This window comes from Nitrospira sp. (assembly GCA_016873435.1).
Taxonomy (GTDB): domain Bacteria; phylum Nitrospirota; class Nitrospiria; order Nitrospirales; family Nitrospiraceae; genus VGXF01.
The window spans coordinates 109,800-131,534 of sequence record VGXF01000001.1 but is presented as its reverse complement, the minus strand read 5'-3'; the positions used below and the strand labels follow the sequence as shown (position 1 = coordinate 131,534).

Here is a 21,735-nt window from a genome sequence, read left to right as displayed (position 1 = left end):
CGAGAGTGAATGCGGGGCGATTCTAGAGTATTTCTTTTCTGATCGTCACCTGCACCTTCGTGCGCATGGCGTCTTTAAAGGCGACCAGCGCGCGCTGTTGCTTCTGAACCAGCATGTCCTGGAGAATGCGGTCGTTGGCAGACAGGCCGGCAACTGGTTCGGATGAAGACGGGCGGGCCATGAGGGCCTTGGCTTCGGCCAGTTCGGCCGGTGTCAGTGCCACGGCGTCCAGAATGACGGTCATGGCCTTGTCGCCGAGCAAACGGCTGGAGTATTCCGCTTCGAACTGGGCCGGGGTCAGCTTATTAAAGGCCAGAAGGCGCTTGTACAACTCGGGATCGAACTGTCCGTTGGTCTGAAAATCCCTGATTTGCATGATGGCGTCGCGCAGGTCCGCAGCAGAGACAGCCAGATTCATCTCCTCGGCCGCGAGCCGCCAGAGTTTTTCCTCGACAATCTGCTCGACGGCAATCTCCTTGAGGACTTCTTCCTTGAACGTGTCGGGTAGCTTCTGCTTTTTGCTGAATTCGTAAATGTTTTTGTGACGGCGCGTGAACTCGTCGCGCGAGACCTTGAGCGGGCCGACGGTGGCAACCGCGTCGGACTGTGCCTCGCCGTAGCCCCACCAGCCCATGCCGACGATAAACGTGATAGCGATCGCCGCCATGGCGCCCTTGAGCAGCCACGGATACCGATAATTGCCTTCACGCAGTAGTTTAATCATAGCGAGGGCGATTTTACTGGTCGTTCCAGTGAAACGCAAGGGCAGGAATCCTATTCGACCTTCGCGGGGCTAAATTTGTGATCTCGGGGGAGTTTTGTTATACTTTGCGGCCCGTTGCGAGGAGGTCGCTTGGCGGAGGATACGTGGGAAACGAGCCCGTTGTACACCGGGGTCTATCCCAAAGCGCACGTCCTCAACCGGTTCCTCGCCAAGGCGATTGATGGATTGCTGGTGGCGGCGTCCAGCCAGGTACTATCACCAATCGGTTGGCTCGCCGGTTTGGCATACGCGCTGATTGCCGACGGATTTCCCGGCGGGCAGAGTCTGGGGAAGCGGCTGATCGGGTTGCAGACGGTGGTGCCACGGACGAAGGAATTTTCGGGGTTCAGGGAATCCATCATTCGCAATCTGCCGCTGGTATTTGCGTATCTGTTAGTTCTGGTGCCCTATGTCGGCTGGCTGCTGGCGGGTGGCATCGTGCTATTTGAAGCGCTGCTGCTGATTGGAAACGACCAGGGCGCCCGGCTTGGTGACGAAATCGCGCGGACGCAGGTCCTGGATAGTGGTCAATTGGAATTACACGAGTAAGCGGGCATAAGGGAGCAGACAGTGGGATTTGTTTCGGAAGTCCTCGGCTGGTTTTCCAACGACATTGCAATTGATCTTGGCACTGCGACGACGCTGGTTTACGTACGCGGTAAAGGTATCGTGTTGAACGAGCCCTCCGTTGTGGCGATCGAGAAGAAGACCGAGCAGGCGCTGGCTTTTGGCGCGGAGGCTAAGAAGATGCTCGGCCGTACGCCAGGCAACATCACGGCGATCCGTCCGATGAAAGAGGGTGTGATCGCGGACTTCGAAATGGCCGAGCGCATGCTCCGCTATTTCATCAACAAGGCGCTCAATCGCAGCATGTTCGTGCGGCCCCGGATCATCATCGGGGTGCCGTCGCGCATTACGCAGGTGGAGCAGCGTGCGGTGCGCGACTCCGCCGAGCTGGCCGGCGCGCACGAGGTCTACTTGATTGAAGAGCCGGTGGCGGCTGCCATCGGGGCCGGGCTGCCGATCACCGAGCCATCCGGCAACATGGTGGTGGATATCGGTGGGGGCACGACAGACATCGCGGTTATCTCGCTGGGCGGTATCGTCTACAGCGAATCCGTCAAAGTGGCTGGCGACCGCATGGAAGACGCAATTTTGAATTACATCAAGAAAAAGTACAACCTCCTCATCGGGGAACACATGGCCGAGCATATCAAGTTGGAGATCGGCTCGGCCTATCCTCTCGAGCAGAAAAAGACCTTAATGATTAAAGGGCGGGACCTGATTTCGGGCATCCCCAGAACGTTGTGGGTGGATGACGCTGAAATTAGGGAGGCGCTTCAGGAGCCCATCAGTACGATCGTGAATGCGATCAAGGTGGCCCTGGAGAACACCCCTCCGGAGCTAGCTGGCGATATCATCGATCGTGGGATTGTTCTAACCGGGGGCGGGTCCTTGCTGAAAGGCCTGGATATCCGGCTGCGGGAGGAAACTAATCTGCCGATCATCACCGTAGACGATCCGTTGACTTCCGTTGTACTGGGGGTCGGGAAAGTCTTGGACGAGTTGGACCTGCTGCGCAAGGTCACGGTGGTGTCCCAATACAGCAGCTCGCGGTAAGGGCCCCATCCCGCCCAGGGATGGTTCATGTTTCGAACGACATCTGTAATTAGGCGAGTGCTGCTCGCGCTCTGCGCAAGCCTGCTATTGTTTGTGCTCGTTTTGCCCAGACACAGCCGGGGGCTGCTCCAGGCCATCGGAGTGCCTCTCGCCGACATCGTCTCGCTGCCGCTTGAATTGTTCTCCGAGGCGGACCGCCGTGCCGGGGGCGCCTGGGACCACTACGTCGCTCTTCGCAACATCCATGAAGAAAATCAGCAATTAAAACGGGAAATTGAGTTCCTGCACGGGCAGGTGGCCGACCTGCGTGAACTGGCGTCGGCCAACCACCGTCTGGGCGAACTCCTGAAGTTCCAGGGGAGGACGCCGTCTCGCACGGTCGCGGCACAGGTCCTTGGCCGCGATGCCACCAACTGGTACCAGGGTGTCATTCTCGACAAGGGCGCCCGCGACGGAATCGAAGTCGAAATGAGTGTGATCACGCCCACCGGAGCGGTCGGGCGCGTCGTCAAGACCACCGCCACCACTGCTGTCGTATTATTGATTACCGATCCGAACAATGCCGTGCCGGCGCTCGTGCAACGGACACGCGACGAGGGCCTTATCGAGGGCACGCGCGCCGGCAAAGCCCGCCTGAAATACATTCCGCTGCTCTCGACGGTGCGCGTGGGTGATCCAGTGGTAACGTCCGGACTCACGGGCAAATTTCCCAAAGGCGTGCCGATTGGCACCATCACAAGGATCGAGAAGGAGGAGGGGGTGCTTTTTCAGGCGGCTGACGTGGAGCCGGAGGTGGACTTTACGAAACTGGAGGAAGTGCTGGTGGTGACGACGCCGCGCGCCGAGGAGCCTGCTGCTCCAGCTGCTGCGAAAGGGGCAAAGCCGTCATGAAGTCGCTGCTCTATCTGACTTTGGCGATGGGTCTTGTGCCGGTTCAGGTGACGGTGCTCGAGCATGCCAGCGTCGGCGGGATCCGGCCCGATCTGTGCGTGGTGGCCATCAGTCTGATCGGTCTCTTTGGCCGCATGACGGACGGCGTGGGGATGGGGCTGTTGCTGGGGTTGCAGCAGGATTTGTTTTCAGCCGGCGATGGATGGACCAATGCGCTGGCGAAGGGGGCGGTCGGCCTTATCGCTGGCGTCGCAGGGCACTATCTGACCCGTGCCACACTCGTCTCCGCGGGGGCGGTGCTGGCGGGGCTATCGCTTGCATCGGGCGTCGTGTTTCTCATCACCGGCGCGGGTCAGCACGAAGAGGCCCTGGCGGTAGCCCAATCAGTGCTCCTGCCGGAGGCGGCACTCGACACTGTGCTGGGCATCACGCTGTACTGGGTGCTGGCTAAAAAACTGCTCAAGCAAGACGACGCGCTGGTGTAACGGCCATACCGTATGAGCACAGATCACGGGATACGGCGAGAGGAACTGAGGGACCTTCATCAGCGGCTATCGCTGTTCAAGATCAGTCTGCTCCTAGTGGTGGGGGTGCTCACGGGCCGGCTCTGGTATCTCCAGGTGGGTGAGGGGAGCTACTACAGCGATCTCGCAGAGAACAATCGGAGGCGGGCGGTTGTGCTGGAACCGGTGCGCGGCCTGATCTACGACCGGCAGGGCGTGCTCTTGGCCAACAACGTGCTCAATTTCGGTCTCTACGTGACACTGGAGGATGTGAAGGACCGCAAGGCGCTCGAGGAGGCGCTGGTGAAGCTCGTCGGCCTCGATGAGACGACAGTCCGTAAAAAACTGGCCGAACGCGGTAGTAAACTGCTTGCGCGGAAGGTCAAGGATGGGCTGACGCTTCGCGAAGCGGCTCTGATCGAATCTCACCGGCTGGATCTGCCAGGTGTGACGGTGCGCGCGGAGTCCCAGCGGAATTATCCCGGTGGCTCCACGGCCGCGCATTTGCTGGGCTACGTGGGCGAAGTGTCGTCGGATCAGCTGGAGAAGCCAGACTATGCCGAGCTGCACCTGGGCAGCATCATCGGCCAGTACGGGGTTGAAAAAACCTACGACCGGTTTTTGCGCGGGCGTGTCGGGCAGAAGCTGGTCGAGGTGGATGCGCTGGGCCATGAAAAGCGGACGGTCGAGGTTGAGAAGCCACAGGCCGGCGACGATCTCTATCTGACGATCGATGTCCACTTGCAGACGCTGGCCGAGCAGTTGTTGGGCGAGGAGGCCGGCGCCATCGTAGCAATCGAGACACGGACGGGCGATGTATTAGCCATGGCAAGCCGGCCGGTCTTCGATCCGAACATCTTGTCGCACGCACTGACGCCCAAGCAGTGGGATAAGATCGTCACGGACGAGAGCCATCCGCTGACCAACCGCGCCTTGCAGGGGCAGTATCCACCGGGCTCGACGTTCAAGATCATCGTGGCGGCGGCCGGGCTCGAGACCGGTACGGTGAACACGAGCACGCAGGTCCGCTGTACGGGCGGGTTTCCGTTCGGCAGGCGCGTGTATCACGATTGGAAGGAACAGGGCCACGGCATGATGGATGTCGTGGACGGGATCGTGAACTCCTGCGACGTGTTTTTCTATACGATCGGTCATCGGTTGGGCATCGATGCGATCGCGGAGTATGCCGATCGGTTCGGGCTGGGACAAAAGACCGGCGTGGAGCTGCCGTCCGAACGGGTCGGGATCGTGCCATCTACGGCCTGGAAGACGCGAGTGAAAAACGAAATTTGGCTGCCGGGCGAGACGATCTCGGTCGCTATCGGGCAGGGCTACACGACCGTGACGCCGATGCAGATGGCGATGGTCATGGTGACGGTGGCTAGCAACGGCGAGTCGTTTCGCCCGCGCGTCGTGCGGGCCATTAAGGATCGGGCGACGACGCAGGTGCTGGAATTGCCGTCCGTGCCACGTCCCCGGCTCGCGCTCAAGCCGGAAACCTACGAACTGCTCCACGAGTCGCTCGAAGGGGTGGTCACGCGTGGCACAGCCGCCCGGGCACGCACGCCGCTGGTCAGGATTGCGGGTAAGACTGGGACAGCGCAGACGGTATCCCAGAAAAACGACCGAAAGAAAAATAGGGATGTCGCCAAGAAATTGCGTGACCATGCCTGGTTCGTCTCCTATGCACCGGCCGACGATCCGCACATCGCCGTGGCGGTGCTCGTGGAAAACATGGGGCACGGTGGCACGGCGGCGGCACCGCTGGCCCGGCAGGTGATCGAAGCCTATATCAAATCAAAGCCGATGGAGTCGGTGACGAGAGACGCGCCGCGCGTGGCAGTCGCGATGCGGAGCCATCATGATTGACCGTATGCTGGACAACCACTCGCTGGCGTTCGACAAGTTCGACTGGCGGTTCCTCGGCCTGATCGCGGCGATCCTGTCGCTCGGTGTCCTGTCCATCTACAGCGTGACCTACGCGCAGCTGGGGACGCCGATGTATCTCAAACAATTGGGGTGGATCGGGATTGGGTGCGTGGCCTTTGTCGTCGCACTGATGGTGGACTACCACAAGATCGCCCGAATGTCCTATGTGCTCTATGCGCTGTTGCTCGTGCTGCTGGCCGTCGTGTTGGTGGCTGGCAAGACCAGCCACGGCGCGCAGCGCTGGATTCCCATCGGCCCGTTGGTGTTCCAGCCGTCAGAGTTTGCCAAACTGGTGCTGGTGCTGACGCTGGCGACCTATTATGCGAAGAGTCCACGCCAGGGCTGGACGCAGCGGGTGGTGCTGCCGGGGCTGATCATGCTCCCCGGGTTGCTGCTGATCGTCAAGCAACCCGATTTGGGCAGCGGGTTGAGTTATTTCTCGGTCTACCTCTCGATGTTGCTGGTGGTCGGCATGCGGTCCAAGGCGATGGGGCTGCTATTGCTATTTGCGGTGATGCTGTTTCCGTTTGCCTGGGAGGCGGTCTGGGAATCGCTGCATGATTATCAGCGCGAACGGATCATGACCTTCGTGAATCCCGCCTACGACACGAGTGGGAGGGGCTATCATGGCTTGCAGTCGCGCATCGCGATCGGGTCGGGCGAGGTGTTGGGGAAAGGCCTCTACGGCGGGACGCAGAGCCAGTTGAAGTTTTTGCCGGAGGGGCACACCGATTTCGTGTTTTCCGTCTATGCGGAAGAATGGGGATTTCTAGGGGTGCTGGTGCTGCTGGGACTGTTCACGGGCTTGATCTGGTTGTCGCTAGAAATTGCGGTCAAAGCCAAGGATATGCTTGGCACGCTGCTGGCCGCCGGCCTGATCGCGATGCTGTCGTTCTGCCTGATCATCAACGTCGGTATGACGGCGGGAGTTTTCCCTATCGTGGGCATCCCGCTTCCCCTGATGAGTTACGGCGGAAGTTCCACCGTGGCCACCATGGCGGCATTAGGCCTGCTGCTGAACATCAAACGGAGGCGTCTGACTCTCTTTTACTAAAATGAAATTCAGGAAGGCATGGAGCAATCCCGCTTCCATCATGAATTAAGGGCAGTTCGACCGTGGCCATAATGGCTGCGCTGGGACGGGTGCTCAACATTACACAGCGTCGACTGACGCTGCTCTATTAATCAGCGCGTCGGCGATCGGCGCAGAAGGTGAGTATGGGACAAGAAATTGCGATTAATGTCTCGCGGGAGGAAACCCGCGTGGCGGTCTTAGATAACGGCGTGATGACGGATTTGTACATCGATCGCGCCAAACAGAAGGATTTTGTCGGAAACATCTACGTGGGCCGGGTGGTCAAGGTGCTGCCCGGCATGCAGGCCGCGTTCATCGATATCGGGATGGACAAGGCAGCTTTCATGCACGTATCAGATCTCTCGGTTGACGCGGAGGCGGGCGACACGCTGATCGATAGCGACGAGGAAGATGGCGACAAGGGTGGGGAAGTCCCGAAGCGCCGCCAGTCGAGCCAGCCCATCGAACAATTGATTAAAGAGGGGCAGGAGCTGATGGTCCAGATTTCTAAGGGGCCGATCGGGACAAAAGGTCCCCGCGTGACGACCTACGTCTCGCTGCCGGGGCGGTATCTGGTGTTCATGCCGGGCGTCGAGCACGTGGGTGTGTCCCGCCGGATTCCCCGCGACGAGGAGCGGGCCCGCCTCAAGGAGATCGTCAAGCGCCTGCGCAAGCCGGGCCACGGGTTCATCGTGCGGACGGTGAGCGAGGGTGTGAAGGAGGAGGAGCTGGGTTCCGACGTGGAGTTTCTCGAAGCTCTCTGGAACGATGTGTTGAGCAAGCGCGAGCGCGGGGCGTCCCCCGCTTTGTTGCATGCGGACCTGTCCTTGAGTTTCCGTATCGTCCGCGATCTGTTTTCAAAGAAGGTGGATCGTCTACTCATTGATTCGAAGGAGGAATACGACGCCGTTCGTGATTTCGTGAAACGCTTCCTGCCCGATCAGGTCTCGCGCGTTCACTATTACAATCGAGAGGAGAGCCTGTTTGATCATCTGGGTGTGGAAATGGAGATCGCTCGTGCCTTGAGCCGCAAGGTGTGGCTCAAGTCCGGCGGCTACATCGTCGTCGATCACACCGAGGCCATGACGGTTATCGATGTCAACACCGGCCGGTTCGTCGGCAAACGTGATCAGGAGGAGACAATCCTCAAGAACAACCTTGAGGCCGTCAAGGAAGTTGCATACCAGATCAAGCTGCGCGGCATCGGCGGCATCATCATCGTCGATTTCATCGACATGGAGCGGGAGAAAAATCGCGAACGCGTGTACCAGGCACTGGTGGACGCTATGTCGGGCGATAAGGCGCGCACGCGCATTTCCCGGATTTCGGACCTGGGACTCATCGAGATTTCGCGAGAGCGCGTACGCGAGGACCTGCTGCGTACCATGTCGCAGCCCTGCCATTATTGCGACGGGCGTGGTTACACGAAATCGCCGACGACAGTGGTTTACGAGGTCTTCCGCGAGCTGCAGCGGCTCGAAGGCACGACAGACGATCAGATCATTGTCATCGGCGTGCACCCCACCGTAGCCGAGTTGCTCAGCGGGGAGGAATATGGCGGGGTCGAATCCATACAACGCGAGTACCGAGTCAAGTTCGTCATCAAGCCCGATCCGTTGCTACATTTAGAGCAATATGACATCGTCGCGCTCTGATGCAGTGGTGCGGCTCCACGCCCGGCTGGAGCTGATAAGCGTAATCTGTGAACCGCCGGAGCCTGGTTGTATCAGGGGGGTAAAATGTGCAGAAGCTTGAAAATCGCCCGACTCGGGTATATATCTCAGCCCCTGCAGTGCTGATTCGTTCACAACACGTTTAGGATCGTTGTCAAATGGCAAAGTCGCTCATCGTTGTCGAGTCCCCGGCGAAAGCCAAGACCATCACTAAGTATCTGGGGCGCGGTTATACGGTCATGGCTTCGGTTGGCCACGTGAAGGATCTGCCGACGAGCAAGCTCGGCGTGGATCTCGACGACGACTTCAAGCCGCACTACGTCACTATCAAAGGCAAGGCCAAGGTGCTGGCCGACATCAAGAAAAAAGCTGAGGAAGTGGACAAAGTCTACCTGGCGCCCGACCCGGATCGAGAGGGCGAGGCCATTGCCTGGCACATTGCTGAGGAACTCGGAGGCGGAAAAAAGCCCAAGGGTAAAAAGAAGCCAGCCGACCAGAAGATCTTCCGTGTCCGCTTCAACGAAATCACTGAATCCGCCATCAAGCGCGCGTTGCAGTCGCCTGGTGAAATCGACATGAAGCTGGTCAATGCGCAGCAGGCCCGCCGGGTGCTGGATCGCGTTGTCGGCTATCAAGGCAGCCAGCTGCTCTGGAAGAAGGTGCGCCGCGGGCTCAGCATGGGCCGTGTCCAGTCCGTGGCGGTGAAGCTGATCTGTGACCGCGAGCTGGAGCGCGAAGCCTTCCGGGCGGAGGAATACTGGTCCATCACCACCACGCTGGCCGGTAAGAACCCGCCGCCGTTTGACGCGCGCCTGCACAGCTTCAACGGCCAGGATGCAGTTGTCCCGTCACGCGAAGTGGCTGAGAAAATCGTGGCCGACGTTCAGGGCAAGACTTTCGCGGTGCAATCCATCGAGCGGAAGGAAAAGCGACGCAACCCGGTCGCGCCCTTCATCACCAGCCGTCTGCAGCAGGAAGCGTCGCGCAAGCTTCGGTTTACGGCTCGCAAAACGATGACGCTTGCCCAGCAGCTTTATGAAGGGATGGAAATCGGCAAGGAAGGACCGGTTGGGCTGATCACTTATATGCGTACCGACTCGCCCCGCATCTCTGCTGAAGCAACGGAAGATGTGCGGCAGATCATCCGCGAGCGGTTTGGGGCTGAGTACCTGCCAGGGACGCCCAACGTATACAAAACGCAGAAGGCAGCACAGGAGGCGCACGAAGCGATCCGTCCGACTTCCGCGCATCGCGATCCCGAATCCGTGAAACAGTTCATGGATCGCGATCACTATCAGCTCTACAAGCTAATCTGGAACCGGTTCGTCGCGTCACAAATGTCGCCGGCCGTGATGGAAGTGACGCGGGTGGACTGTGTGCCGCAGGCCACGAAAGAGCGGTATGTCTTTCGAGCCAACGGGACGGTGGTGAAATTCCCCGGCCATCTCGCGGTCTATATGGAAGGCCAGGACGCCGAGCTCACCGAGCAGAGCCGCAAGGCAGACCAGGAGAACGAAGAGGCCGAACGACAACTGCCGGTACTGGCCGAAGGTGAAAAGCTCAAGCTAATGCAGCAGGACGGCCAGACGGTCCCGGGCATCGTGCCCAAACAGCACTTCACCCAGCCGCCCCCGCGCTACAACGAGGCCCTGCTGATCAAGGAGTTGGAGGAGAAGGGCATTGGTCGCCCCTCGACTTACGCAGCGATCATTTCAACCATCCAGGACCGCAAGTATGTCGAGAAGATCGAGGGCCGGTTCATCCCGACCGAGACGGGCAAGACTGTCAACGATTTTCTCATCAAGGGCTTTCCGGACATTCTGAACGTGGACTTCACCTCGCTGATGGAAAAGGAGCTCGACGAGGTGGAGGAAGGGGAGAAGCCCTGGGTGAAGGCCGTGCGGGACTTCTACGGGCCCTTTGCCAAGGACATGGAGAAGGCCAAGGACATTGCGGGCCCCAAGGATATCGTCGAGCCGCCGACCAACATCGCTTGCGAAAAGTGCGGACGGATGATGGAAATCAAGTGGGGGCGAAACGGCAAGTTTCTTGCCTGCCCGGGCTATAAAGAGGATCCGCCTTGCCGGAACACGCAAAACTTCGAGCGGCTGCCGGACGGTACGGTGAAGATCATCGCCAAGCAGGACATGACCACTGATGAGAAGTGCGAGAAATGCGGCTCGCCGATGGTGATCAAGATCGGTCGGTTCGGCAAGTTCATGGCCTGCTCGGCCTATCCGAACTGCAAGACGACCAAAGCCATTCCGCTCGGTGTCAAATGCCCACAGGATGGCGGCAACCTTGTCCAGAAACGCAGCAAGAAGGGCCGCACCTTCTACGCCTGCGCCAACTATCCCAACTGCGAGTTCGCGCTCTGGGACAAGCCCGTCAACAAAGTCTGCCCCAACTGCAAGGCGCCGTTCCTGGTCGAGAAGATTAGTAAACAGAGCGGCACCAGCATCCAGTGTCGCAACCAGGACTGCGGCTACAAGGAAGCCGGCTGATCAGGCCCGTCCGCTCGTTCCCGGTTTTTTCTGATACGTGCCCGACTGAACCGGCTCTGCCACCGTGACGGTAGTCGCGGTGGCCATGTTGCGCACGTCGGTTCCGTCTCTGGATGCTCTGGCATCAAGGCTAGAACGTCCACTTCGCGCCGCCCTGCACCAGCAGCGGCAGGCCCGGATAAATGCCCCGAGTCCGGTCCACCATGAACTGCTGATCGAATAGGTTTTTCCCAGTGAGGAAGAGCGTCGTGTCGATCGCCTTCACGTACTGGTTGGCCGAGGCGTTCACGACGCACCAGCCACGGATGATGCCGCGCTGGCCGTTCGGCGTCGGATTGTGAGTGTTCCGGTCGTCGCCGAACATGTCGCTGATGCACTGAGATTCCACTCGCGCGTCGAAGCCCCAGCCACGGTTGGCGTAGCCCAGTCCCGCGGTCAGCATGTTCTTCGGCGCATAGGGGAGGCGATTCCCGGTGACGCTGAAGGTCGATGCTTCTCCAGTGAGAAGTGCGGAGCCCGTGATGGTGCTGTTCCGTGCACCCCTGTATTCGGCCTGGCCCACCCAGGTGTAATTCAAATCGAGCACTATGTCCTCGTTTTTGTCCGGCCGGTTCCGCGCCAAATCGAGCAGGTCCATCTTGGTGCCCAGCTCGATACCCTGGTGGACTGTCCGTCCCGCATTGGTATTTGTGGAGCCTGAGCCGCCGGCCACCGTCTGCGAAATGATCTGATTCTCAAAGTCCATCCGGAATAGGGTCGTCTCGAAGCCGAGCCAGTGGACCGGTTGCCCGCGCAGGCCCACTTCATAGTTGATGCTTTTTTCCGCTTTCAGATCCGTCACGACATCGGACTGAATGGCATCGGAGATCTGCGGCGGCGCGAATCCCCTATGGACGCCGGCGAACACTGTGTACTGCTTGACCGGCGAGTAGGTTATACCAATGCCCGGCAGCACCTCGGTGAGGTGGCTCTTTGCGAATGCACCAACGCCGTTATTGGAGCGTTTGTTGAGCTGATCGTAATTCACGTGCTCCACGCGGAGTCCGGGCGTGATCGTAACCTTGTCGGTAACGTGGAACCGGTTTTGGAAGAACATCGAATAGGCGTTGGTGGTGCGCAGCGTGTCCTCGCCCAGACAGCCAGTCTGGGTCGTCGGGCATGTCGTCCCGATGCCTGAAGAGATGTTGATGAACTGCTTGCGCTCCGACTGTTCATGCATATAGCGGACGCCGAAGTCCGATTCTGAGTTTACGCCCAGCAGCTTGTGGTCCAGGTGGAACCGTGGTTCCACGCCGTAAACCCAGTACTTGCGGGCATTGACGAACCGCCCGTTGGCTGGCAGCGCCTGGGTGGCACTGGCGTTAATACTGTTGCCGGTGACACAGTCGCCACCCACGCTGCCAGATGAGAGTGTGCAGGTTCCTCCTGAAACACCGTCCTTATCCTGCATCTGCCGCCCCCAATCCCGTGAAATGTAGTGTCCAAAAAAGTTGGTCGTGGAAGTCAGGTTGGCGGTGTGCATGTGATTGACCGCTACATGAAATCCGAGTCTCCGAAAGTCCATGTTGTCGTTATGAAACGGCGAATGATGTTTGTCCTGGCCCCACTGCTGCTCCGTGATGCCCTGGTAGCCGATGTTGGAATCCTCCCGATAATAGTTAAACTTCGAGAGGATCGTGGTACGGTCGCTCAGTTCCTGCACGTTCTTGAACGTCACGTCGTCTACCTTAGTCCGGTTTTGGAAAAAGCGCGGTGAGGTGCCCTGGTAGTGCGTATAGTCCACAAAATAGCCACTTTTGCCCCACATCCCTCCGTAGTCGAGGTGCGTGTTGACGTAGCTCAGGTTGCCGCCAGTGAGCTGGAAGTGGCCCTCCGGCGTGGCGGGTGGCATACGCGTGATCAGGTTCATGACACCGCCGACGCTCTGCGGGCCGTAGAGCAATTGCCCGCTCCCTTTGAGCACCTCGATCCGGTCAAACCGGAAGAGCGGGGGGAAGTAATAGGAGGAGGGGTCCCCATAGGGCATAAGCATAATGGGCACGCCGTCTTCCATGATATGAATCTTGGTGCTCCGAGTCGGGTTGAGGCCGCGGATGCCGATGTTCGGCCGTAGACCAAATCCATCCTCGTCTCGCACGTTGACGCCCGGGACTTCGCGCAGAGCCTCATTGATCGTAAAGCGGTGGTTCTGCTCCAGATCCTCCTTCGTAACGACCCGGCCGGATCCGGGGATGTGCTCCAACGCATGTTCGCCAAGGCCGATGACCTCGGTCAGAGGCAGCCTGATCGCCTTTTCGTCTGGCTTCTTGGTTTCAGCTTTGACGGGCTCATCGAGCACGATCGGCGCATCGGCGTCCGCCGCTCGGGCAGAGGAGGCCGACCCTGCCCCTGCGGTGAGAGCTAGCAAAACAACAGGAATAGTTATAATTCTCATTCTCAATTTTACAATATCGGGATGCATGACCGTTCCTTTCGTAGGGCTGGTTAAATCAGGGAAACGACAACCATCCCATCATAGCGATGGGTGGTCGGGGGGCGTGGCAACCAGAAAAGTTCCATTGATACTGAAGTCGTGCGGCTCATTTCAAAACCACCTTCTTTAAACCGCTGGCGGGCAGTTCAACTTCACCGAAGTCTGACTCACCCTTAAACTTGCCGTCGATCGCCAGCGTAAATTCGCCGGTCTTGCCGTTGGTCAGTGTGATCATCAGCGTAGGCAGGATCTTGGGGTCAGATGACGGCTTCACGTCAATAATCTTGATCGTGTCGAACTTGACATTGACCGTTGTCGTGCCACGCTTGACTGGGATCTGCTTGAGTTCGTGGGGGACAAAGGCCACCTCGCTGATCTTTTCCTCCCAATAGAAAATGACGTTCTTTACGTCTGTTTCGACGCCCTGGGCGTCGGTCAGGACAGCCTGGAATGATTTGTCCGCCTTGCCCTGCGCCCCAGCGGCCGGACCGGAAGTCAGGAGCATGGCAAGCAGGATGGGGATTCCAAGCTTCATGGCTGGCGAAATCATTTCTTGAGTTCTCCCTGCTGTATGAGTTTGCCGGTTTGGGGATCTACGAGCAGTTCCACAACGCGGTTGTCTTTGCTTACCACCTCGACTTCATAGAGTAGGCGGCCGTGGATGGCGTGGAGTCCCGCTTCGATGACCTGCCCCGGTGTGTGCATCGTGGCCGTTCTGATTGCCTCTATGAGAGAGATCTTGGCGGCCTGGGCCCATTTAATTTTCTCTTCGTCGGCAACTTCCTCAGGTTCCTTGGTGGCCAATTCACCGGCCAATCCAATGGTGGCTGCGTACAGACTGCCGGCCAGAACGACGAATGCTAGTGATCGATACCGGATACTCATAACACCTCCTGATCAACGTAACATGTAATTGATCGGGAACTGGAAGGTGACCCGCGGCTTGCCTAGTTCGTGCTTCAGGGGCAAGGGGGAGGCGCGTCGGATGGTATCCATCGCTGCCTCGTCGAGCACGGTATGGCCAGAACTCTGCACGACCTCAAGATTTTCCACCGTCCCGTCTTCCTTTACCACGAATTTGAGCACGACCTTGCCCTGCCAGTTGTTCATCCGGGCCATCGGTGGATAGCGTTTCAATTCCTCGATCCGGTCCCGGAGCGTTTCGGCTAGCCAGCCATAGTCCCGCTGTGGGGCCGGCGCGGACCGGACCGGCATCTGCGTCACCGCCGCGGCGGCGACGGTTGAAGGGGCCGGTTCGGAGCTGACGGCTGGAGCGGCGGCGGGGGCTGCAGGGGCGTCGGCTGGCTGGATCGGCGCAGCAACCGGCTCGATCGGCTGCGCAGTTCTGGCGATAGTTTCCATCGGCTGAGGGGTTGGCTGCACGACCGGCGTGACCGTCCGCACCTCCTGCTGCACCACACGCTGAACGGCCTGCACCGCCTGAACCACCGGTTGCGGTTTCACCGGTTCGCTGCTCGGTTCCTGCTGCGGGGGGGGCGGCGGTGTCGGCTGTGCCTGGCGCGTCGTATTGGGCTGCATCATCGGCTCGACCACGGAGACATCCCATTTGAAGGGCTCCGGCTGCGGCGCCAGGCGGAGATCCGACAGTACGACAACCGCTGCAGCGACAGCGGCGGCATGGAACAGGACCGAAAAAGCCCAGCTGAACGCAGAGGAATGGATCAGCTGGTTGTCGGGCATTGCTAGCGTACTCACAGTTTCACTACTTCCAGGCTGACCTGACGGAATCCCAGCCCACGGACCTCATCCACGACCTCGACAAATCGTTCCAGCAGCGTCACGCGGTCGGCGCGCACAACAACCAGCGATTCGCGCGGATGAGAAGCCATCGCGATTTGGAGGCCCTCCCGCGTCACGGACTGCTCATTCAGAAAAAGCTGGCCTTCCTTCGTCAACGTGAGGATCAACGACACGTCTTTCCGGTCGCCCGCCTGCTTCGACTTGGCCAGGTCCACCGGAATCTGTCCGGTGGTGATGAAGGTGGCGGTGGTCAGCACGATGACCAGCAGTACCAGCATGACGTCCACAAGCGGGATCACATTGATCTGGTCGAGTTCACGATCCATGCGAGGCCTTGTAGTGGGCGATCAATTCCGTCACGCGGCGGCGCAGCACGTTGTTCATGACCACGCAGGGAATGGCCACCAGTAGCCCGGCCGCCGTGGCCTTGAGGGCCAGGCTTAGGCCGATCATGATCGTGCTCACAGCCATGGTGCCGGAGGTACCCATTGTATGGAAGGTGAGCATAATGCCCAGCACAGTGCCCAGCAGGCCAATATAGGGGGCGTTGGCGGCGACCGTGCCGATGATCACCAGTCGCCGGGTCAGGGCAATTTCACATTCCTGCAGAGAGGGGAACTGGCGCACGTCCACGCGGCGGTAGAACACCCAGCGCTCGACGGCCACGGCTACTGACCAGACGCTGAGCGCCAGGAGTAGCCCGATCACCCCGTAATCCACCGCTTCTTTCAAGCCTTCCATGCGACAGTCCTTGCGCAGCGAGCGCTAAAAATTGAATTTGATAATTAGTATCAATAACAAAAATGGCAGTATGCTGTCAATACAATATTTGGGCTTCCGGATGCCTGCTTCCTGGCTTGCGACATGAGGGGCCGCTGCCGGCGGTCAGGAGCGGTTGGTGTGTCGCTCGAAGAGGACCGTGTGAGTGGCGATGACGTGCAACTCCACCGGCGTACCGACGGGATACACAGTGGTCGAGGGTTCGCTACTGTGCACGATCCGGCCGGATGGCAGGCTGATCGTGTAGAGATTTTCGGAGCCGTGAAACTGCCGGGCCTGAATATAGGCCTTGGCCGTGGCTAGCGGGAGAATGTGAATGTCGTCTGGCCGGACCATAACCTCCACGTCGGCACCGCCCCGGTATTCCGACGAAGTCGGGAATTCTCCGACCTCCGTGGCCACAAGGTCACCGTGGATGGTGCCCGGAATGAAGTCGGCCTGCCCGACGAAATCTGCGACAAAGGGCGTGGACGGCGTGTGATAAACCGTCTCCGGCGTGTCGAACTGCTCCAGACGCCCGTTGTTGAGCACGGCAATGCGGTCGGCCATGGCGAAGGCTTCATTGTGATCGTGGGTCACCAGAACGGTTGTGGTGTTTGTCTGCCGCAGAAGATCGTGCAGATCCTGCCGCATTTTACTCGCCATGTCCGGATCGAGATTGCTAAATGGTTCATCCAATAGCAGCACGACCGGCTGTTGGACGAGTGCACGTGCCAGCGCCACGCGCTGCTGCTGGCCGCCGGAGAGCTCATGGGGAAAGCGGCGTGCGAAATCGGTCAGGCCGACCAGCGTGAGCATACGCTGTACGCGAGCGGTGCGTTCCTCGCGGGGCAGCTCGTGCAGTCCGAAGGCGACGTTGTCGGCCACGCGCAGATGGGGGAATAGGGCATATTCCTGAAAGACCATACCGACGCGCCGCGTTTCCGGTGGCGTGCAGATATCCGGCGATGACACGAGCTGTCCGCCGAGCCGGATTTCGCCGTCCGTCACCGGTTCGAATCCGGCGATGGCCCGCAGCGTGGTCGTCTTGCCGCAGCCGGATGGGCCGAGCAGGCAAAGGATTTCGCCTTCCTGTGCCGTGAGCGAAATGTCGATGATCGCAGCCCGATCTTTGCCGTACCGGCAGCTCACGGCACGGAGGTCCAGGACGACAGGCCGCCGGCTGTGGGTTTGTGAAGCGGCACCATAGTCTGGTTGTGCGGAGACAGTCGGTTTCATGTGCGCATCGATGCCCGCCAGTCCCTGGCCACGAGTAGCCACAAGGCTGGCAGTGCCAGCAGGACGATCAGCAGTGCAGCCGGGGCGGCCAGTTGGTAATATTCCTCGCTCGCTTCCAACCAGACCCGCACGGCCAGCGTGTCGAAACCGACCGGACGGAGCAGCAAGGTCGCAGGCAATTCCTTCATGCTCTGTAAAAACATCAGCACCCAGGCGGCCAGAAATCCGTTTTTGATCAGCGGCAGGGTAACGCGGCGCAGGGCTTGCCAGGCATTGAGGCCAAGCGAGCGCGCCGCTTCTTCGATGTTCGGGTTGATCTGCTGAAAGGCTGGCTCGAGCGACTGCAATCCGGCCGGCAGGAAATGGATCACGTAGGCCAGCACGACGACAACGGCCGTGCCGTACCACCAGGGTGCGAAGTGCAAACACAGCACGAGCAGCGCGAGTGCGCCGACCGGTCCCGGCACGACGTAGCCGGCATAAGCCGCCTGCAGACAGAATAGATTCACGCGGGACGGTTTTCGGCTGGCGAGCGATGCCAGCGGGGTGCCCAGCAGAACGGCCACGGTGGCCGCCAGTCCAGACAGCATCATGCTGTTTCCGGCAAAGCCCCAAAAGCGCTGATCCACGGCGTGCTGTGCAATGGCAGAAAGACTCCATTCGACGAGCAGGCCGGCCGGTACGAGAAATGCGGCACCCAGGACGAGGCCCAGATAAAGCAGGATCAGTGTCGTGCCTCCCGTGCCGCAGCGACAGCGGTCCCATGTTCGGAAACGTCCACTCGATTGGTAGAAACGGCTGCGCTGACGGAACCAGCGTTCAGCTGCGAAGAAGAGCAGGGCGAAGATGACCAGAAGTAGGCTCAAGGCACCGGCGGCGGTGGTATCATAGCGGCCGGTCATCTGCTGATAGACCGCGTAAGTCAGTGTCTGGAAGCGGAGTAGGGACACGGCACCAAAATCTGACACGACATAGAGGATCACTAGCGACAAGCCGGCAACAATGGCCGGCCGCAACAACGGCAGTGTAACACCAAACAGGCGGCGTAGGCGGGAGGCGTTGCACGAACGGGCCACTTCGTCGAACGACACATTGTAGTTCAGCAGCGCAACTCGGGTGAGCAGATACACGAAGGGAAAGGTGGCCAGCGTCATGACCAGCGTGGTGCCGCCAAGGCTCTGCGGCGAAGGCAGATGGCTTTGCGGACCGGCGAAGTGCTGCCACAGGTCGTCGAGCGGGCCACCAAGGCTGGCCAGATGCGCATAGACATAAGCCAAAACGTAGGTCGGCATGGCCAACGGTAACACGAGGGCCCATTCCCAGATCTGACGGCCGGGGAATTCGTAGCGGACGACAATCCAGGCAAGCGAGAGACCGAGAAGGCAGGTCCCCAAAGCGGTGCCGGCCGCCAGCCATGCCGTGTTGGTTAGGAGTTCTGGAATACGTGTGGCCCACAGACGTTGCCAGACAGCGGGATCGACTGAGAGTGCCAGCGTCACCACGTAGAGTAGCGGGGCCAGCAAGAGCGCAGCGACGGTCAGCGCAAGCACTGACAAGGGGCTGCCGGCGGTGTGTCTGACGGCGGTGAGGGCCGACATGGAATTACCGAAGGCCGACCGATTCGATAAGTGCCATGGCTGGCTCGCGCAGTTCGCTGAGACGGGTCAACGGGACGGCAGCGATGCGGAGTTGTTCGCGGTCCGGCAGCGCCGGGTCGGCGGTGACATCAGGCCGGAGCGGGTATTCCTTGTTGAGATCGGCGAATTGTTTTTGTCCCGCTTCGGACGCCAGAAAGGCGACGAGCCGCTTGGCGGCATCAAGATGCCTAGTCTGGGCCGTGATGCCGACTCCAGCGACGTTCAAAATCGCACCCATTTTCCCTTCCTGCTGATCGGGCACGAGCAGCGCGATCGGGGCATCGGGCGTGGTTCCCAGATGGCGGTAGATGTAATAGTGGTTGACGATACCCAGTACGACCTGCCCCTTGGCTACCGCCTCCACGATTTGCGAGCTTTTTCCATAGATTTGCGCGCCGGCATTGGTCTTCAACCCCTGTAGAAACTGCTTGATGCGCGCCTCGCCATGGACAACTTTCATGACAGAGACGCCGGCCTGAAGATATTCGCTGCCGGCATTGGGAATCGCGATCTTGTCCTTCCATTTGGGCTCGGCCAGATCGAGGAGAGACGCCACGTCGGATGGTTTTGCCAGATTCTTGTTGTACACAATCACCCAGAGCCGGCCTGACAGCCCGATCCAGCTATTGTCCGCCGCTCGGTAGGGGGCGGGGATGGCGCGGTCTACGTCAGAGAGATTGCCCGGCTGCAGCAGTTTCAATTCGCGGGCCCGTTCCAGACTACCGGCGTCATTCGTGATGAAGACGTCAGCCGGCGTCCGCGAGCCTTCGGCCCGGAGACGATTCACCAGTTCGGTCGTACCGGAGGAGAGGAGCTCGACCCGAATGCCGCTCGAGGCTTGGAACGCGTCCAGTACGGGCTTGATCAGCCGCTCGGCGCGGCCCGAATAGACGACCAGCGTGTCTGGCTCGGCAGCCGGGACGGCGGCCCCGACGACGAGACAGGCGCAGAAGGCGAGCATCGTCGCCAGATTGTGAAAACGATATTGATTCATCTTCTCAATACGATACCAAAAAAACAGGAAAGTCGTCAATTTTTAATGAATGTGAGGAGGCGGTTTTTCAGTGTCCGTCAGTGACGGCAGCGGGAGCACAGCCCGTAGAGCTCGAGTTTATGGCTGGTGATCGTGAAGCCGTGGCGGGACGCGACCTGGCTCTGGAGACGCTCGATTTCCTCGTTTTCGAATTCGACGATCCTGGCGCAGCCAGTGCAGATGAGGTGATCGTGATGCCCCTTGTGGGCGACGTTGTCGTATTGCGTCTGCGCGCCAAAGTGGCGGGCCTGGGCCAGTCCCGCCTCGCAGAACAGGTTCAGGGTCCGGTAGATGGTGGCGAGGCCGATATGCGGGTCCTTTTTGTTGAGCAGGCGGTACATCTGCTCAGCGGTGATGTGCTCGTTTTGCAGGAAGACGGCCAGCACTTCCTCGCGCTGGCGTGTCAGCTTGAGCTGATGCTTGGCCAAGTGGTCCTTGAGCAAGCCAATATCTTTGGGCGGCTTGTGCGTGGGGGGCCGGACCGGCATGGGCGGTATTAAAACGAATTTGGCCAAAGCGCGTCAAGCAGGGAAATATCGCATTGACCCCGAATCAGATGGCGCACTATAGTCCCGCCATGCGCAAGCCGGATCAGATCGCTGTAGATCGTGCGTTGCTCGTGTATATGCTGTGCCAGGTGGAATCCCTCGACCGTGCCCGCGATGATGCGCAGGATGACCAGCCGCCTACGCTCATGAACGATGTCAAGCTCCAGCAGCTGGCGTTTCTTTCCGCGCTGCAGATGTTCAATAAGGGCGTGAAGGGGTTTCACGGCGAATTCTTCCGCTATGCCTACGGTGCCTTCAGCAAGGATCTGGACAACGATCTCATGTCCCTGCGACACAAGGGGCGGGTGGCAAATTTCAACGTGGCGAAGGAAGCTCAGGCGGTCGTGCCGCTACTGCGGGAGGCTTCTAAGGACATCGAGCCCAACACGCAGGCACTGAATATTCTGGAGGCGGTGGTTGCGCATTACAGCCCGCAGGACACGGGCGCGATTACGAATTCCGTGGAGGTAGTCGAATTGAGCACGCCCGAGCGGCCAGACTTCAAGTTGGGAATCCGCGATATTTCGTTTCATACGATCCTGCTGGTGCCACACCGGATCGAGGTGCCGCACGAATTCACCGTGCCGCCGGTCGTCCTGGCAAAGTTAAATGCAGCCATGGGTTACTAATGAAAGACCTGAGGCACCCCGACATCGACGACTACGCCGCTTCCCATTCATGGGCGGAATCTGAGGTGTGTAAGGCGCTTCGCGAGGAAACCTATCGTACAATGGACCTGCCGCAGATGATCGTGGGCCCGCTTGAGGGCGCATTTCTGAAAATGATGACGCGAGTGTCCGGTGCCCGGCGCGTACTGGAGATCGGGATGTTCACTGGGTACAGCGCGCTCTGTTTTGCGGAGGCGTTGCTGGCCGACGGCGAAGTTATCACCTGCGAGATCGACGAGAAACCGGCCGCGCTTGCCCGGAAGTATTTTGCAAAGAGCCCGCAGGGCGGGAAAATCGACATCAAGCTGGGTCCGGCGCTAGAGACGATGCGGACGGTGACCGGTCCGTTCGATCTTGTGTTCATCGACGCGGATAAGGTCAACTACGTCAATTATTACCGGCGCGCCAAGGAGCTGCTGTCACCATCTGGATTCATTCTTATCGATAACGTCCTGTGGTCCGGGGGTGTCTTGAAGCAGTCTCCGCCGGATGACTCCACGGCGGCCATTCGAGAATTAAACCGGACTGTGGCCGGGGACCAGTCCGTGGACGCTGTGCTTGTGACCATCCGCGATGGCGTCCTTGTTGTCAAGCCACGAGATCTGAAGCGTGAAGCGTGAAGAAAATCTTCTCCTCGACGTACATTACGATACGCTTCG

Annotated in this window: 21 protein-coding genes; 10 read left to right on the top strand and 11 right to left on the bottom strand. The window is 59.6% G+C overall.

The window, feature by feature from the left end; translation table 11 throughout:
* Positions 1 to 22 precede the first annotated feature (22 nt).
* A complete protein-coding gene (locus tag FJ248_00645) occupies positions 23 to 724 on the bottom strand; it encodes a hypothetical protein (GenBank protein MBM4119398.1) in 702 nt (233 codons plus the stop codon).
* 99 nt (positions 725 to 823) lie between these two features.
* Between FJ248_00645 and FJ248_00640 the strand changes: the two genes are divergently transcribed.
* The 8 genes from FJ248_00640 to topA all read left to right on the top strand — a co-directional run bounded on the left by FJ248_00640 (position 824) and on the right by topA (position 10,958).
* Positions 824 to 1,312, top strand: coding sequence for a hypothetical protein (locus FJ248_00640; GenBank protein ID MBM4119397.1), 489 nt, complete (start codon positions 824 to 826; stop codon positions 1,310 to 1,312).
* A 21-nt stretch (positions 1,313 to 1,333) separates the two neighbouring features.
* Complete coding sequence (locus FJ248_00635; protein ID MBM4119396.1) at positions 1,334 to 2,383, top strand: rod shape-determining protein; 1,050 nt, start codon at positions 1,334 to 1,336, stop codon at positions 2,381 to 2,383.
* Positions 2,384 to 2,410: 27 nt separating this feature from the next.
* Entirely contained in the window at positions 2,411 to 3,274 is an 864-nt protein-coding gene (gene mreC, locus FJ248_00630) for a rod shape-determining protein MreC (GenBank protein ID MBM4119395.1), read from the top strand.
* Complete coding sequence (locus FJ248_00625; GenBank protein MBM4119394.1) at positions 3,271 to 3,759, top strand: hypothetical protein; 489 nt, start codon at positions 3,271 to 3,273, stop codon at positions 3,757 to 3,759. Before mreC ends, FJ248_00625 begins: the two co-directional genes overlap by 4 nt.
* A gap of 12 nt (positions 3,760 to 3,771) precedes the next feature.
* The gene (gene mrdA / locus FJ248_00620) at positions 3,772 to 5,646 is read left to right on the top strand and encodes a penicillin-binding protein 2 (protein ID MBM4119393.1); all 1,875 of its coding nucleotides are present in this window, start codon (positions 3,772 to 3,774) and stop codon (positions 5,644 to 5,646) included.
* The gene (gene rodA, locus FJ248_00615; GenBank protein ID MBM4119392.1) at positions 5,639 to 6,760 is read left to right on the top strand and encodes a rod shape-determining protein RodA; all 1,122 of its coding nucleotides are present in this window, start codon (positions 5,639 to 5,641) and stop codon (positions 6,758 to 6,760) included. Before mrdA ends, rodA begins: the two co-directional genes overlap by 8 nt.
* 164 nt (positions 6,761 to 6,924) lie before the next feature.
* Positions 6,925 to 8,436 (top strand): Rne/Rng family ribonuclease, encoded by a 1,512-nt coding sequence (locus FJ248_00610; protein MBM4119391.1) that lies wholly within the window; start codon positions 6,925 to 6,927, stop codon positions 8,434 to 8,436.
* A gap of 176 nt (positions 8,437 to 8,612) precedes the next feature.
* Positions 8,613 to 10,958 carry a type I DNA topoisomerase gene (gene topA, locus FJ248_00605; GenBank protein ID MBM4119390.1) on the top strand — a complete coding sequence of 782 codons (2,346 nt, stop codon included), beginning with the start codon at positions 8,613 to 8,615 and terminating at the stop codon, positions 10,956 to 10,958.
* Positions 10,959 to 11,088: 130 nt separating this feature from the next.
* On the opposite strand, the gene FJ248_00600 is transcribed toward topA, so the two are convergent.
* The 10 genes from FJ248_00600 to FJ248_00555 form a co-directional block, all read right to left on the bottom strand.
* Complete coding sequence (locus tag FJ248_00600; GenBank protein ID MBM4119389.1) at positions 11,089 to 13,419, bottom strand: TonB-dependent receptor; 2,331 nt, start codon at positions 13,417 to 13,419, stop codon at positions 11,089 to 11,091.
* A 118-nt stretch (positions 13,420 to 13,537) separates the two neighbouring features.
* On the bottom strand, positions 13,538 to 13,981 hold the full coding sequence (locus FJ248_00595; GenBank protein MBM4119388.1) for a hypothetical protein: 444 nt from the start codon (positions 13,979 to 13,981) through the stop codon (positions 13,538 to 13,540).
* Positions 13,978 to 14,316: a hypothetical protein gene (locus FJ248_00590; protein ID MBM4119387.1), complete on the bottom strand. Its 339-nt coding sequence runs from the start codon at positions 14,314 to 14,316 to the stop codon at positions 13,978 to 13,980. Before FJ248_00590 ends, FJ248_00595 begins: the two co-directional genes overlap by 4 nt.
* A 12-nt stretch (positions 14,317 to 14,328) precedes the next feature.
* The gene (locus tag FJ248_00585; protein MBM4119386.1) at positions 14,329 to 15,147 is read right to left on the bottom strand and encodes an energy transducer TonB; all 819 of its coding nucleotides are present in this window, start codon (positions 15,145 to 15,147) and stop codon (positions 14,329 to 14,331) included.
* Positions 15,144 to 15,518, bottom strand: coding sequence for a biopolymer transporter ExbD (locus tag FJ248_00580; GenBank protein ID MBM4119385.1), 375 nt, complete (start codon positions 15,516 to 15,518; stop codon positions 15,144 to 15,146). The genes FJ248_00585 and FJ248_00580 overlap by 4 nt, the downstream gene beginning before the upstream one ends.
* On the bottom strand, positions 15,508 to 15,933 hold the full coding sequence (exbB, locus tag FJ248_00575; protein MBM4119384.1) for a TonB-system energizer ExbB: 426 nt from the start codon (positions 15,931 to 15,933) through the stop codon (positions 15,508 to 15,510). The genes FJ248_00580 and exbB overlap by 11 nt, the downstream gene beginning before the upstream one ends.
* Before the next feature lie 144 nt (positions 15,934 to 16,077).
* Positions 16,078 to 17,190, bottom strand: coding sequence for an ABC transporter ATP-binding protein (locus tag FJ248_00570; protein ID MBM4119383.1), 1,113 nt, complete (start codon positions 17,188 to 17,190; stop codon positions 16,078 to 16,080).
* Positions 17,187 to 18,788, bottom strand: coding sequence for an iron ABC transporter permease (locus FJ248_00565; protein MBM4119382.1), 1,602 nt, complete (start codon positions 18,786 to 18,788; stop codon positions 17,187 to 17,189). Before FJ248_00565 ends, FJ248_00570 begins: the two co-directional genes overlap by 4 nt.
* A 4-nt stretch (positions 18,789 to 18,792) precedes the next feature.
* Positions 18,793 to 19,821 carry an extracellular solute-binding protein gene (locus tag FJ248_00560; protein MBM4119381.1) on the bottom strand — a complete coding sequence of 343 codons (1,029 nt, stop codon included), beginning with the start codon at positions 19,819 to 19,821 and terminating at the stop codon, positions 18,793 to 18,795.
* Positions 19,822 to 19,898: 77 nt separating this feature from the next.
* Positions 19,899 to 20,348 (bottom strand): transcriptional repressor, encoded by a 450-nt coding sequence (locus tag FJ248_00555; protein MBM4119380.1) that lies wholly within the window; start codon positions 20,346 to 20,348, stop codon positions 19,899 to 19,901.
* 89 nt (positions 20,349 to 20,437) lie between these two features.
* Between FJ248_00555 and FJ248_00550 the strand changes: the two genes are divergently transcribed.
* Together FJ248_00550 and FJ248_00545 are read left to right on the top strand one after the other, a co-directional pair.
* The gene (locus FJ248_00550; GenBank protein MBM4119379.1) at positions 20,438 to 21,037 is read left to right on the top strand and encodes a hypothetical protein; all 600 of its coding nucleotides are present in this window, start codon (positions 20,438 to 20,440) and stop codon (positions 21,035 to 21,037) included.
* Positions 21,037 to 21,696: a methyltransferase gene (locus FJ248_00545; protein MBM4119378.1), complete on the top strand. Its 660-nt coding sequence runs from the start codon at positions 21,037 to 21,039 to the stop codon at positions 21,694 to 21,696. Before FJ248_00550 ends, FJ248_00545 begins: the two co-directional genes overlap by 1 nt.
* Positions 21,697 to 21,735: the final 39 nt, after the last annotated feature.

Coding starts and splice junctions, on each gene's coding strand:
- FJ248_00645 (MBM4119398.1), bottom strand. CDS start 724: ATGATTAAACTACTGCGTGAAGGCAATTATCGGTATCCGTGGCTGCTC.
- mreC (MBM4119395.1), top strand. CDS start 2,411: ATGTTTCGAACGACATCTGTAATTAGGCGAGTGCTGCTCGCGCTCTGC.
- FJ248_00625 (MBM4119394.1), top strand. CDS start 3,271: ATGAAGTCGCTGCTCTATCTGACTTTGGCGATGGGTCTTGTGCCGGTT.
- mrdA (MBM4119393.1), top strand. CDS start 3,772: ATGAGCACAGATCACGGGATACGGCGAGAGGAACTGAGGGACCTTCAT.
- rodA (MBM4119392.1), top strand. CDS start 5,639: ATGATTGACCGTATGCTGGACAACCACTCGCTGGCGTTCGACAAGTTC.
- FJ248_00610 (MBM4119391.1), top strand. CDS start 6,925: ATGGGACAAGAAATTGCGATTAATGTCTCGCGGGAGGAAACCCGCGTG.
- topA (MBM4119390.1), top strand. CDS start 8,613: ATGGCAAAGTCGCTCATCGTTGTCGAGTCCCCGGCGAAAGCCAAGACC.
- FJ248_00600 (MBM4119389.1), bottom strand. CDS start 13,419: ATGCATCCCGATATTGTAAAATTGAGAATGAGAATTATAACTATTCCT.
- FJ248_00595 (MBM4119388.1), bottom strand. CDS start 13,981: ATGATTTCGCCAGCCATGAAGCTTGGAATCCCCATCCTGCTTGCCATG.
- FJ248_00590 (MBM4119387.1), bottom strand. CDS start 14,316: ATGAGTATCCGGTATCGATCACTAGCATTCGTCGTTCTGGCCGGCAGT.
- FJ248_00580 (MBM4119385.1), bottom strand. CDS start 15,518: ATGGATCGTGAACTCGACCAGATCAATGTGATCCCGCTTGTGGACGTC.
- exbB (MBM4119384.1), bottom strand. CDS start 15,933: ATGGAAGGCTTGAAAGAAGCGGTGGATTACGGGGTGATCGGGCTACTC.
- FJ248_00570 (MBM4119383.1), bottom strand. CDS start 17,190: ATGAAACCGACTGTCTCCGCACAACCAGACTATGGTGCCGCTTCACAA.
- FJ248_00565 (MBM4119382.1), bottom strand. CDS start 18,788: ATGTCGGCCCTCACCGCCGTCAGACACACCGCCGGCAGCCCCTTGTCA.
- FJ248_00560 (MBM4119381.1), bottom strand. CDS start 19,821: ATGAATCAATATCGTTTTCACAATCTGGCGACGATGCTCGCCTTCTGC.
- FJ248_00555 (MBM4119380.1), bottom strand. CDS start 20,348: ATGCCGGTCCGGCCCCCCACGCACAAGCCGCCCAAAGATATTGGCTTG.
- FJ248_00550 (MBM4119379.1), top strand. CDS start 20,438: ATGCGCAAGCCGGATCAGATCGCTGTAGATCGTGCGTTGCTCGTGTAT.
- FJ248_00545 (MBM4119378.1), top strand. CDS start 21,037: ATGAAAGACCTGAGGCACCCCGACATCGACGACTACGCCGCTTCCCAT.